Raw genomic sequence first — 13,965 nt, forward strand, 5'->3', positions numbered from 1 at the left:
GAACAAACAAACTATGGCTGCAATTGTTGCCATGTTACGCTATACGGCAGTGTATCATTTGTCAAATAGTCATTGCAGAGCTACAATAGCCAAGTTATTCAGCAGAAATGGCTTGTAAATGAGCCAGCTGAACAAAAAAATTTAAAAAAATGCTATAGATAACAATTTAGTTATAACTTGTAGCATTATATATAAATTAATGTTTTGCGACGAGCGACATAAGAAAACTGAACGTTCACAAATAATTTGAATGGTGTTCTATGTTGATTGTTCATTGTTAAAAAGCTATTTATTCAATAGCTCAGCCGCCTGTATACAACAAATTTCACAACAATAAGCACGATTCCATTCATTTATCTATCAAATAGACGATTATTATGAATAGTATAACTAAAGAAGCAGCGAGCGTAGATCAAACAGAATTGGCCGCTGATAACGCCAATTATATTGATATTCTCTACGAGCAATACCTAGAAGATCCTAATAGTGTTGGCAGCGATTGGCAAACGTATTTTGAACAATACAAATCGCCAAATGATGCGCCGCATAACGCCATTAAAGACCAGTTTTTATTGTTAGCCCGTAATCAGACGGCTAATAAGGTCAGTACTGATACCAATAGCTTGGCTAGCAGTCATAGCAACAATGTTGGTGACAATAAGCAAATGGGTGTACAGCAACTCATCTCAGCTTACCGTCGTCGCGGTCATCGCCGTGCGCAGTTAGATCCATTAAGTCTGCATCCACGTGCGGAAGTAGAGGATTTGACTCTTGCTTATCACAATCTTTCTGAAGCGGATCTTGATACAGTATTTCCGACTAATGATCTAAATATCGGTAAAAATGAAGCACCGTTACGTGAAATCATTGAAATCATGGAGCGCGTCTATTGCCGTTATATCGGCACAGAATATATGCATGTGACCACCAGCACAGAAAAGCGCTGGATGGAAAAATATCTAGAAACCAATCTAGGTCATATCTCTTTTGATACAGAAAAACGTTTGTCTATTCTTGAGCGTTTGACGGCAGCAGAAGGCTTAGAAAAATATCTTGCTCGTAAATATACGGGTGTGAAGCGTTTTGGTCTGGAAGGCGGCGAGAGCTTTATTCCAGCGATCAATGAAATCATTCAACGTGCTGGCGGTTATGGTACAAAAGAGATGGTCATTGGTATGGCGCATCGTGGGCGTTTAAACTTATTGGTAAATATCTTGGGCAAAAACCCTGCTGATTTGTTTGATGAGTTCGATGGCAAAGTTCAGCCAGAAAAGGGCTCAGGCGATGTTAAATACCATAATGGTTTTTCATCGAACGTGATGACACCAGGTGGGGAGGCGCATTTAGCGTTGGCATTTAACCCGTCACATCTTGAAATCGTTGCGCCAGTATTACAAGGCTCAGTACGTGCGCGTCAAGTACGTCGTAATGATCAGCCACTTCATGAAAATAAGACGGGCAATTCAGTATTGCCAATCGTCATTCATGGTGATGCGGCGTTTGCTGGTCAAGGCGTGGTACAAGAGACATTCCAGATGTCACAAACCCGTGCGTATACGACGGGCGGCACCATCCATATTGTGATTAATAACCAAGTTGGTTTTACCACCAGCCGTCAAGAAGATGCACGCTCAACTGAATACTGTACTGATGTGGCAAAAATGGTTCATGCGCCAATTTTGCATGTCAACGGTGATGATCCTGAGTCTGTGGTATTTGCCGCGCAATTGGCGTTAGATTATCGTCATGAGTTTGACAAAGACATCATTATAGATCTTTTCTGCTATCGCCGTAATGGTCATAATGAGGCGGATGAGCCTTCAGCTACTCAGCCACTCATGTATGCAGTGATCAAAAAGCTACCAACGACTCGTACTATTTACGCAAAACAGTTAATCGAAGAAGGTTTGCTGAGTAAAGAAGATGAGACGCGTTTAGAAGATGAGTATCGTGAATCATTAGACCGCGGTGAATATGTTGCTAATTCATTAGTAAACGAGCCTAACGAGCAGCTATTTGTCGATTGGAAACCTTATTTGGGTCACGATTTGGTTGATGATTGGGATACCAGTGTCGACATCGAAGTATTAAAAGGCTATGGTCGCCGCATGGCACAAATGCCTGAAGGTTACAAGCTACAGCGCCAAGTACAAAAAGTGGTTGAGCAGCGCTTAGCGATGCAAACTGGCGAAGAGCTTTTGAACTGGGGTGCAGCTGAGACATTGGCATACGCATCACTGGTCGATAACGATAAAGTGCTGGTACGTATTACTGGTGAAGATGTAGGACGTGGTACGTTCTCACATCGTCACAGCGAGCTATATAATATTGAAGATGGCAGCATGTATGTGCCACTTGCTCACCTGAGTGAAGATCAAGCACGCTTTGCCACTTATAACTCATTGCTATCAGAAGAAGCGGTATTAGCTTTTGAATATGGTTATGCGACCACGGTGCCAAATGCATTGGTGGTTTGGGAAGCGCAGTTCGGTGATTTTGTTAACGGTGCTCAAGTAGTTATCGACCAATTCATCGCGAGTGGCGAGACCAAATGGCAGCGTGTTTGCGGCTTGACCATGCTATTGCCGCATGGCTTTGAAGGTCAAGGTCCTGAGCATTCATCAGCCCGTCTTGAGCGCTTCTTGCAGCTATGTGCTGAAGACAACATGCAAGTCATCACACCAACGACGCCTGCACAGATTTATCATGCGCTACGTCGTCAAGCGGTTCGCCCGATTCGTAAACCTTTAATCGTGATGTCGCCAAAGAGCTTGCTACGTCATAAGCTTGCGACTTCTCAATTAGAAGAATTGGCAAATGGTAAGTTTGAAACAGTATTGCCAGAGATGGATCAGCAAAATCCGGACAACGTGACTCGTATGGTGCTATGTGGCGGTAAAGTTTATTATGACTTGCTTGAGCAGCGCCGTGCTTTAGGTTTAGATCATGTCGCAATCGTTCGTATTGAGCAGCTCTATCCTTTACCAGAAAAACGCTTAATTGCTGAAATTGAAAAATACAGCAACTTAAAAGAAATCGTTTGGACGCAAGAGGAGCCGTTGAACCAAGGCGCTTGGTATTACTTAGCACCGCATATGTTCCGCATTGTTGTACCGCATCCAACCAGAGCAAAAGTGATGGAGCCAGTTGCACGTCCTGCCAGTGCAGCGCCTGCGACAGGATCAGCAAAATTACACGTTAAGCAACAACAAGATTTAATTGCTGGTGGTCTTGGTATCAGTGTAGATGAGCTGTCTATTTAATAGCTTATATAAATAACAGATTGTATGTAATCAATGAATCAGGCGATGACAGTCAGTACCCAGTAAGACAATTTAAATATCACATTTTAAATGGCACTGACTGCCTATCACGACTTAATTATAAATAGTAATATCCAAATCTAAGGAGTATATCGATGGCTGAAATTAAAGCCCCCGTTTTTCCAGAATCGGTTGCCGATGGTACAATCGTTGAATGGCATGTCACTGAAGGTCAGCAAGTAAACCGTGATGACCTATTAGCTGAAATCGAGACTGATAAAGTTGTATTAGAAGTGGTCGCGCCTGATAACGGTGTTGTAACCCGAATCGTTAAGCAAGTAGATGACACCGTATTGTCTGATGAGCTGATTGCCGAATTTGAAGCTGGTGCTAGCGCCAGTGCTGAAGCTGCTCCTGCCGTTGATCCAGATCAACCAGCTGCGCCAGTACAACCTAAGCAAGCAACAGATGGCGGCGAGCCAGTACAAGCGTCTGCTGAATCTGATCATAAAGATCAAAGCCCTGCAGTGCGTAAAGCAGCCAAAGAGTCTGGCGTAGATCCTAAAAACGTCGAAGGTAGTGGTCGCGGCGGTCGTGTGACTAAAACTGACATGTCAAACCCAACGTTGAAAGCGGACAGCTCAATCACTTCTGATAGTGGTCGTCCTGTTGCTGAAGCAGTTGGCGAGCGTACTGAAAAACGCGTACCAATGACACGTCTACGTAAAACAATCGCGAATCGTCTGCTAGCTGCTTCTCAAGAAACGGCAATGCTAACGACGTTTAACGAAGTCAACATGAAACCGTTGATGGATATGCGTACCAAGTATAAAGATCAGTTCGAAAAGCGTCATGGTACACGTTTAGGCTTTATGTCGTTATTCGTAAAAGCGGCGACTGAAGCACTAAAACGCTATCCAGCTGTGAATGCGTCATTAGACGGTGATGATATCGTTTATCATGGTTACTATGACATCGGTGTTGCCGTATCTTCTAACCGTGGTCTAGTCGTACCAGTACTGCGTGATACTGATCGTATGAGCATGGCAGATGTTGAAGCCAAGATTCGTGAGTTTGGTGGTAAAGCACAAGAAGGCAAACTTGGTCTAGATGACATGATTGGCGGTACTTTTACGATTTCAAACGGTGGCGTATTTGGTTCATTGATGTCAACACCTATCTTGAATCCACCACAAACCGCTATCTTGGGTATGCATGCGATCAATGACCGTCCTATGGCGGTTAATGGTGAAGTTAAAATCTTGCCAATGATGTATCTTGCACTGTCTTATGACCATCGTATGATTGATGGTAAAGAAGCGGTACAATTCTTGGTAACACTGAAAGAATTGGTTGAAGACCCTACTATGTTACTTTTAGATCTTTAAGTTTTTAGGCTTGTATCAGTCATGACTGATACAAGCTTTTTAGCTTTGTATAGATTATCTTTTAATGCCTTTTAGCTTTTTCAGTTCTATCTTATGAGCAATGAGCTAAGCATACTCAGCAACTATCTTTATCGTCTTTTTAAACGCATCTATTATCTAGCATTTAGATATCGTATTGGTTATCGAACAGATAAGTCGATGGTTTACTAACGAGATAAAATTGGTTTATATGATACCTAACATTAAACTAAAATTAAAATAGGAACGTATTATGAAAGACAGTTATGATTTAGTCGTCATCGGCGGCGGACCTGGTGGTTATGAAGCAGCAATCCGTGCAGGACAGCTTGGCATGAGCGTCGCTTGTATCGAAAAACGTGTCTATAAAGGCGAGCCTGCACTTGGCGGTACTTGCTTAAACGTCGGTTGTATCCCATCAAAAGCATTGCTTGATAGCTCACATCGCTATGAAGCGACTAAGCACGACCTTAATGAGCATGGTATTACTACTGGTGATGTTGCTATCGATATCGAGCAAATGATTGCTCGTAAAGAAGGCATCGTTAAGCAGTTAACTGGCGGTGTTGCTGCGTTATTGAAAGGTAATGGGGTTGACTGGCTACAAGGCTGGGGCACATTAGAAGATGGTAAAGGTGCTGATAAAAAAGTTAAATTTACCGCCCTTACTGATGAAGTAGAAACCACGATTACTGCTAAAAACGTCATTCTTGCAGCTGGTTCAGTGCCGATTGATATTCCAGTTGCCAAAACTGACGGCGATCGTATCGTTGACTCTACTGGCGCGCTTGACTTCACTGCTGTACCTAAGCGTTTAGGCGTAATCGGTGCTGGCGTAATTGGTCTTGAGCTTGGTTCAGTATGGCGTCGTCTAGGTGCAGAAGTTGTGGTATATGAAGCACTACCTAGCTTCTTGGCTGCTGCTGACAAAGACATCGCTAAAGAAGCGGGCAAAATGCTGAAAAAGCAAGGTCTTGATATCCGTGTCGATACCAAAGTGACCAATGCTGAAGTGAAAGGTGATCAAGTCATCGTTACTAGCGAAACCAAAGGCGAATCTAGTGAAGAGAGCTTTGATAAGCTGATCGTTTGTGTCGGTCGTCGCGCTTATTCTGAGAAACTACTTGGCGAAGACAGTGGTATTCAATTGACCGAACGCGGTTTGATTGATGTCAATGATCAGTGCAAAACCAATCTTGATGGCGTTTATGCTATCGGTGATTTGGTACGCGGTCCTATGCTTGCGCATAAAGCCATGGAAGAAGGCATGATGGCTGTTGAGCGTATTCATGGCGAAAAAGCTCAAGTTAACTATGACACTATTATCAACGTCATCTATACGCATCCAGAAATCGCATGGGTTGGTTTGACAGAGCAAGAAGCAGAAGCTGCCGGTTATGAAGTCAAAACAGGTTCATTTAACCTAGCTGCAAACGGTCGCGCTCTTGCTCAAAGTGAAGCTCAAGGTTCTATCAAAGTCGTTGCTGATGCCAAAACAGATCGTTTATTAGGCATGCATGCGATTTCTGCTGGTGCAGGCGATATCGTCCATCAAGGTATGATTGCGATGGAATTTGTATCAAGCATCGAAGATTTGCAGTTGATGACGTTTGCGCATCCAACGATCTCTGAAGCCGTCCATGAAGCAGCATTGTCTGCGGATGGTCGTGCGATTCACGCGATTCAGCGTAAAAAACGTAAATAATTTTAATGGCTAAAAATATTTGTATAAAGATATGTTAAGTGTCTTAAATGGTTATTAGATGATGACATGACCATCGCATTGTTCGAATAGCTATTTTGAATGACTATTTTGAATGATGAGTTGGTCTAACATACAGTAGAGCATTCTACGATGTATGAGTTTTCATTTTTTATTAATGGTAAAAATAAAGGATTCAATCAATGAATTTACATGAGTATCAAGCAAAAGAGCTATTGAAAAGCTATGGCTTGCCAATTCAAGAAGGCATCATTGCTTACAGTGGCGACGAAGCAGCAGCAGCTTTTGACAAAACTCCAACTGATATCGCAGTCATCAAAGCGCAGGTTCATGCTGGTGGTCGCGGTAAAGCGGGCGGTGTGAAACTGGTTAAGACTCGTGAAGAAGCAAAGCAAGTGACTGATGAGCTTATCGGTAAAAACCTTGTAACGTATCAAACCGATGCTGCTGGTCAACCAGTTAACTTCGTATTGGTTGCAGAAGATATGTATCCAGTACAAACCGAGCTATATCTTGGTGCTGTTGTTGATCGCTCTTCACGTCGCGTGACGTTTATGGCATCAACGGAAGGCGGTGTTGAGATTGAGAAAGTTGCAGAAGAAACCCCTGAAAAAATCTTTAAAGTAAATATTGATCCATTGGTTGGTTTATTGCCATTCCAAGCGCGTGAAGTCGCGTTTAAATTGGGTCTTGAAGGCAAGCAAATCAATCAATTTGTTAAATTAATGAGTGGTGCTTATCAAGCATTCGTTGAAAACGACATTGATTTACTTGAAATCAACCCATTAGCGGTTCGCGAAAATGGCGAGATCGTTTGTGTTGATGGCAAAATTGGTATTGACTCAAACGCTTTATATCGTTTGCCTAAGATTGCTGCGCTACAAGACAAATCACAAGAAAATGAGCGTGAGCTTAAAGCGGCTGAGTTTGATCTAAACTATGTTGCCCTAGAAGGCAATATCGGTTGTATGGTAAACGGTGCCGGTCTTGCAATGGCTACGATGGACATCATCAAATTGTACGGCGGCAAGCCTGCTAACTTCTTGGACGTTGGCGGCGGTGCAACTAAAGATCGCGTTGTTGAAGCATTCAAGATTATTCTTGAAGACAGCAGCGTTGAAGGTGTTCTGATCAACATCTTCGGTGGTATCGTACGTTGTGACATGATTGCAGAAGCTATTATCGCTGCGATCAAAGAAGTTGACGTCAAAGTACCAGTTGTTGTCCGTTTAGAGGGTAACAATGCTGAGCTTGGCGCACAAATTCTAGAAGAATCTGGTCTGAAATTGATCTCAGCTCAAGGTTTATCAGACGCCGCTCAAAAAATTGTTGACGCTGTTAAAGCTTAATTGCTCAAGAGTATAAGGCGTTTGCTGTTATTCTACCGACGTTAACATTTAACGTGGCAGGATAGGCAAGCGCCTACCAGACAACCGCATACAAGGATAAGATAATGAGTGTATTAATTGATAAAGACACCAAAGTATTGGTGCAAGGTTTTACCGGTAAAAATGGTACGTTCCACTCAGAACAAGCCATCGAATATGGTACAAAAGTTGTTGGCGGCGTAACCCCTGGTAAAGGCGGTCAAACGCACCTAGGTTTGCCAGTATTCAACACCATGTCTGAAGCAATGGCAGCTACTCAAGCAGATGCTTCTGTTATCTATGTACCAGCCCCTTTTGTACTAGATTCTATCATCGAAGCAATTGACGCTGGTGTGAAGCTAATTGTTGTGATCACTGAAGGCGTACCAACGCTTGATATGCTTAAAGCCAAACGCTACCTTGAAACAGCAGGCGATGTACGTCTAATCGGTCCTAACTGCCCAGGCGTTATCACCCCAGGTCAGTGCAAAATCGGCATCATGCCAGGTCATATCCATTTGCCAGGTAAAGTGGGTATCATCTCACGCTCTGGTACTTTGACTTATGAAGCCGTTGCTCAAACTACTAAACTTGGTTTTGGTCAATCAACCTGTATCGGTATCGGTGGCGATCCGATCCCTGGTATGAACCAGATTGATGCATTGAAATTGTTCCAAGAAGATCCACAAACTGAAGCAATTATCTTAATCGGTGAAATCGGTGGTACTGCTGAAGAAGAAGCAGCCGCTTATATCAAAGACCATGTAACTAAGCCAGTTGTTGGCTATATTGCTGGTGTAACTGCTCCTGAAGGTAAGCGTATGGGTCATGCCGGCGCTATCATCTCTGGTGGTCAAGGTACAGCTGAAGATAAATTTAAAGCGTTCGAAGCGGCAGGTATTGCTTACACGCGTGACCCATCAAAATTGGGCGAGAAGCTAAAAGAAGTGACAGGTTGGTAGTATCAGCAGCTAACTGACTGTTAATACTCAAATGACGTTGAAAAATAATGAAGGCACCCCTACAATGGGGTGTCTTTTTTTGTTTGAAAATTGCTTTGGATATCAATATGGAAAATTATAAAAATAAAATATTAGTGACTGGCGGCGCAGGATATATCGGTTCACATACTTGTATTGCACTGCATGAAGCAGGCTACGAGGTGGTGATATACGACAATTTATCCAATAGCAGTTTTGAGGCAGTAAATCGTGTTTCTAGCCTTATTGGGCAGCCTATCGACTTTATCGAAGGCGACATACGTGATGCTGATTCACTCAGGCAAGTATTTGCAGCGCATCAATTTTTTGGCGTGATCCATTTTGCTGGCTTAAAAGCGGTTGGCGAATCTGTAGCTAAACCCTTGATGTACTATGATAATAATGTGAGTGGTACAATTACCTTACTTAAAATCATGGCTGAATATGAGGTTAAAAAACTAGTCTTTTCTTCATCAGCTACGGTCTATGGTGATCCTGAAATTCTGCCCATTAATGAAGACTCTCCACGTTCCTGTACCAATCCTTATGGACAGAGTAAGCTTACGGTTGAGCATGTTCTAGAAGATTTAGCGCTATCAGATAACAGCTGGAGCCTTATTCCTTTGAGGTATTTTAATCCTGTTGGCGCGCACCCATCTGGACAAATTGGCGAAGATCCCAATGATATTCCAAATAATTTAATGCCATATATCTCACAAGTTGCGGTCGGCAAGCTTGATAAATTAAGCATTTTTGGCAATGACTATGCTACCGTCGATGGTACGGGTGTACGTGACTTTATCCATGTCACTGACCTCGCACAAGGTCATGTCGCCGCGCTCAATTATCTAAAGCAGCAAAAGCAAAGCTTAGGTTTTCTTCCGATCAATTTAGGATCAGGTAAGGGAACGTCTGTATTAGAGTTAGTTAGAGCTTTCTCTGCCGTATCAGCTAAAGATATTCCTTTTCAGTTCGTTGGGCGACGAGCTGGTGATATTGCCAGTTGCTATGCTAGTGCTGATAAAGCACAAGAATTATTAGGATGGAAGGCAAGCTTATCTATTACTGATATGTGTCAAGATACATGGCGTTGGCAAAGCATGAATCCAAATGGTTATAACTCAATATAAGTATTATAGAAAATAGACCCTTATCCATTCTTATTAAGTATGTATTAATCCTTATGAAAAAAATTACTCACGCGGTGATACCCGTTGCAGGCTTTGGTACTCGTATGTTGCCATTGTCTAAATCCGTACCCAAAGAGCTACTGCCGCTTGGTAATCGTCCTGCCATCCATTATGTGGTGGCAGAAGCCATTGCTGCCGGTATTAAGCACATTGTCTTGGTTGGTCATGCACAAAAAAGTGCTATTGAAAATTACTTTGATCTCAATGCCGAGCTTGACAATCAATTGCGTGTTAAAGGTAAGAACGAGCTAGCAGATAGCTTAAACTGGCTACCAGATGATGTGACTATATCGATGATACGTCAGGGTATGCCATTGGGCTTAGGTCATGCGGTGCTTGCCGCACGCCCAATCATTGGTAAGCATGATTTTGCAGTACTGCTGCCAGATGTGGTGCTTGATCCTTTTAATGGTGATATGTCTGCTGACAATTTGGCGTTTATGATTGACGCTTTTTCTGAAGATAACCATTCGCAAATATTGGTCGATAAAGTGGCCGATAAAGATGTGCACAAATACGGTATCGCTCAATTAAGTGAAGCGCTTATGGATGAGGGCGATATAGATGATAAAACAGATGAGAATGTCAGTTTTAAAGTGGCAGGTTTTGTAGAAAAGCCAAATCTCTCTGATGCGCCATCAAGACTCGCTGTCGTCGGTCGTTATGTCTTTAGTCATCATATTTTTGATTATCTGGCGAATACCCAAGCCTCAGTTGGCGGAGAGATTCAGCTAACAGATGCTATTGACGCACTTATCAGTGAATATGGTGTCAATGTCACGACCATGCGTGGTAACAGTTATGATGCTGGCGATATGCGCTCTTATATGCAAGCTTTTATATATTTCGCTCAGCAGCAACTAGCCGATGAAGAGTAGTTAATGAACGATACAAAAGACAATAAAGTCTATAGCAGTGCCCGCCATTCTAAATATTGGCAGAAGCTAGAAATCTGCGCTGATTCGTCGTGGTCATTGGCTTCCTTGTTTGCACAAGATAATACGCGTACCCAAAGTTTTAGTGCTCAAAGTGGGGCGCTGTATATGGACTACAGCAAGCAATGTCTAGATGATACTGTGCTAGAAAGTTTATTAAATCTGGCAAATAGTTGTGAATTGTCTGCTCGTATTCAGTCCTTGCTACAAGGGGCGATGGTGAATACCAGTGAAGAACGTGCCGCTTTGCATACTGCACTACGATTGCCCACCACAGCAAACTTACAACTTGATAATCAAGATGTAGTCGCTGATGTCCATCAAAGTTTGGGGCAAGTTGAACGCTTATCTGAGCGTGTACGCAGTGGGACATGGCGCGGGTTTTCAGGTAAAGCGATTACAGATGTTGTTAATATCGGTGTAGGGGGTTCTGACTTAGGGCCACTGATGGCAACCACTGCCCTTGATGAGTGGGCAGATACCTGTGTTGAGGTCCATTTCGTCTCCAATATGGATGGCACGCAGCTGGATAATTTGCTAAAACATCTAAATCCTGAAACCACTTTATTTATTATCTCATCTAAATCCTTTGGTACCATTGATACCTTATCCAATGCCAAAACGGCACTATCATGGCTGCTTGCAACCGCAAAGCTGCGTGCGGGCACTGAAGACAGTGTATTGCGTCGCCACTTTATTGGCATCTCCGCCAATAGTGAAAAAATGAGTGATTGGGGTATTCATCCTGAGCACCAGTTGCAGCTTTGGGAATGGGTAGGGGGTCGTTTTTCTTTATGGTCAGCGATTGGTCTTGCCATAGCTATTCGTATCGGTATGTCTGGGTTTAAAGAGCTGTTAGCAGGCGCGCATAGTATGGATGAGCATTTTGCGCAGGCGGATTTTGCAGAAAACTTACCGGTATTATTGGGCTTAATCGCAGTTTGGAATAGCACCTTTTTGCAGGTAAATGCTCATACTGTGCTGCCTTATGATGGGCGCTTAAGCTATTTACCCAGTTATTTAACTCAGCTAGAGATGGAAAGTAATGGTAAATCGGTGACCCAGCATGGTGATCGTATTGATTATGATACCTGTCCTATTCTTTGGGGTGAAATTGGTTCCAATGCCCAACATGCTTTTTATCAGCTGCTACATCAAGGAACGCAGCAAGTCTCTTGTGATTTTATCGCTTGTGTACGTCGCTACAGTGATGAGGCAAAAAATACGCCACTACAACAGCAGCATGAACTGTCTTTAGCCAATTGTTTGGCTCAAAGCCGTGTACTGGCTTTTGGTAATGCTGCTATCGCTGAAACGGATAGTCAAATTGCTTGCGATGCTGATAAATATAAATACTACCGAGGCAACCAGCCTTCTACAACCTTGCTGATTGATGAACTTACTCCGCATAGCTTAGGGGCGTTAATCGCGCTTTATGAGCATAAGGTTTATGTCATGGCCAGTATCTGGGATATCAATCCATTTGATCAATGGGGCGTTGAGATGGGTAAGCAGATGGCAGAGTCCGTTCATGATGCAATGCAGCAAGAGGGCAACGCACCATTCGATACCTCAACCAATCAGCTATTAAAACACATCAAACAGCTTTCTTGAGAGCGCTGCTATATTAATAACGACTAAAGGTATACTCATGAGCGCCGAGACTATGGATAAAAATATACCCCAATCTGAATCCAATTCGTTTAGCGATTTGGCAAAAGAATCTGCTGTCTGTGTACTTATTGGTCATAGTATTGAGGCGGTGACCAGTGCTGTCGTACTGGCAAGTCTTGGTCAGCAAGTGCATTTATACGCAGACCAAGAGATATTGGCGCAGCAGCTACATCAATATGGCTTTGAGCATCATTTGCAGGCACTATGGCAAATGTATACGCAGCAACAGCATATTGTTAGTTATGAGCTGCCTAATAACGCTGATAGGCTTATACAGCTTTATGAAGTAGCAGATCATAGCAATACGAAGGCTATCGAAGAGCAGCAAAAGGTAAATCAACCAAAATCAGTAATCCTATATTGGTTGTTTTTAGACAGTGTAGATTCGGTATGGGTAGAGGATGATTGGCTTACCGCTTTTAATCACAGTCAACAGCAGACACAACCGCTCATAATGAGTGGCATTAAGCAGCTTGGCACTATAGATGCATTGTCTCAGCGCTTAAAGCGTGCTTGGGTCTATTATCTACCGTTCGTTTTCTTAAAAGATGGCGACGCTTATAGCTCGATGTTAAATCCGTCACTATGGCTACTCGGTGAAAAAACCTCCAATAGTCGTCATCATTTGGGTATGCTACAGCCATTAATGCAGCATGCGCGTGCTACTCATTATGCCAATATCGCGACTATCGAATTTGCTCGTAGTAGCATCATGGCGATGCTCGCAACGCGGGTCAGTTTTATGAATGAGATGTCGCGCTTGGCGGATAGTCAACAAGTCGATATCCAGAAAGTCAGCCATATCATGGGGCTTGATGAGCGCGTGGGCAGTAGCTACTTGCAGGCGGGCTGGGGATTTGGTGGTAATACGCTACCGACAGAATTGCTTCAGCTACAGCAATCAAGTCAAGCACAGAGCTTGGCCATGCCGCTATTGCAATCGGTTATCCATATCAACGAAGACCAAAAAGAGCTGATATTCCGCAAATTTTGGCAGTATTTTGACGGTTTTATCGATAATAAAACGGTCATGATTTGGGGTGGTAGTTATAAAGCAGGCTCGGGACGGACGGCAGAGTCGGCGATTCATCCTTTATTGGCATTATTGTGGTCTTATAATATTCGCACGCTGGTTTATAGCGATAAAGCGCAAACGGAGCTAGCAGCGCTTTATAAGCAGCAGCCATTGCTTGAATTGATAAACAATCCTTATCAACAGCTTAATGAGGCGCAGGCAATCTTTATTATCAGTTGGTTACCAGAGAACCGACTGGATATTGCTAAGCTTAATGAGCAAGCGATGCCCGTATTCGATGCGCAAAATGCCTTGTCACGAACGCAGATAGATGGTCTAGTCGGCGACTATATAGGGATTGGTCGCGCTAAATAAGGCTCTCTATCAGGTATAAAATAAGCTCAGTAGACAA

At 43.1% G+C, this 13,965-nt stretch carries 9 protein-coding genes; all 9 read left to right on the top strand.

Features of this window, described 5'->3' with window-relative positions:
• The first annotated feature begins 377 nt into the window (after positions 1-377).
• Positions 378-3,263: a 2-oxoglutarate dehydrogenase E1 component gene (locus JMX89_RS00570; RefSeq protein ID WP_201530560.1), complete on the top strand. Its 2,886-nt coding sequence runs from the start codon at positions 378-380 to the stop codon at positions 3,261-3,263.
• A 155-nt stretch (positions 3,264-3,418) separates the two neighbouring features.
• Positions 3,419-4,651, top strand: coding sequence for a 2-oxoglutarate dehydrogenase complex dihydrolipoyllysine-residue succinyltransferase (gene odhB / locus JMX89_RS00575; RefSeq protein ID WP_201530559.1), 1,233 nt, complete (start codon positions 3,419-3,421; stop codon positions 4,649-4,651).
• Positions 4,652-4,922: 271 nt separating this feature from the next.
• Entirely contained in the window at positions 4,923-6,374 is a 1,452-nt protein-coding gene (gene lpdA, locus JMX89_RS00580) for a dihydrolipoyl dehydrogenase (RefSeq protein ID WP_201530558.1), read from the top strand.
• 200 nt (positions 6,375-6,574) lie between these two features.
• Positions 6,575-7,741: an ADP-forming succinate--CoA ligase subunit beta gene (gene sucC / locus JMX89_RS00585; RefSeq protein ID WP_011512489.1), complete on the top strand. Its 1,167-nt coding sequence runs from the start codon at positions 6,575-6,577 to the stop codon at positions 7,739-7,741.
• Positions 7,742-7,845: 104 nt separating this feature from the next.
• The gene (sucD, locus tag JMX89_RS00590; protein WP_011512490.1) at positions 7,846-8,721 is read left to right on the top strand and encodes a succinate--CoA ligase subunit alpha; all 876 of its coding nucleotides are present in this window, start codon (positions 7,846-7,848) and stop codon (positions 8,719-8,721) included.
• Between the two features lie 107 nt (positions 8,722-8,828).
• Entirely contained in the window at positions 8,829-9,869 is a 1,041-nt protein-coding gene (gene galE / locus JMX89_RS00595) for a UDP-glucose 4-epimerase GalE (RefSeq protein ID WP_201530557.1), read from the top strand.
• A 53-nt stretch (positions 9,870-9,922) separates the two neighbouring features.
• Positions 9,923-10,807, top strand: a complete 885-nt coding sequence (locus JMX89_RS00600; protein WP_181209372.1) for a UTP--glucose-1-phosphate uridylyltransferase — start codon at positions 9,923-9,925, stop codon at positions 10,805-10,807.
• Positions 10,808-10,810: 3 nt separating this feature from the next.
• Positions 10,811-12,478: a glucose-6-phosphate isomerase gene (gene pgi / locus JMX89_RS00605; protein WP_201530556.1), complete on the top strand. Its 1,668-nt coding sequence runs from the start codon at positions 10,811-10,813 to the stop codon at positions 12,476-12,478.
• Between the two features lie 37 nt (positions 12,479-12,515).
• Positions 12,516-13,928 (top strand): UDP-glucose/GDP-mannose dehydrogenase family protein, encoded by a 1,413-nt coding sequence (locus JMX89_RS00610; RefSeq protein ID WP_201530555.1) that lies wholly within the window; start codon positions 12,516-12,518, stop codon positions 13,926-13,928.
• The last annotated feature ends 37 nt before the right edge of the window (positions 13,929-13,965 follow it).

The organism is Psychrobacter sp. DD43 (assembly GCF_904846555.1).
GTDB lineage: Bacteria > Pseudomonadota > Gammaproteobacteria > Pseudomonadales > Moraxellaceae > Psychrobacter > Psychrobacter cryohalolentis.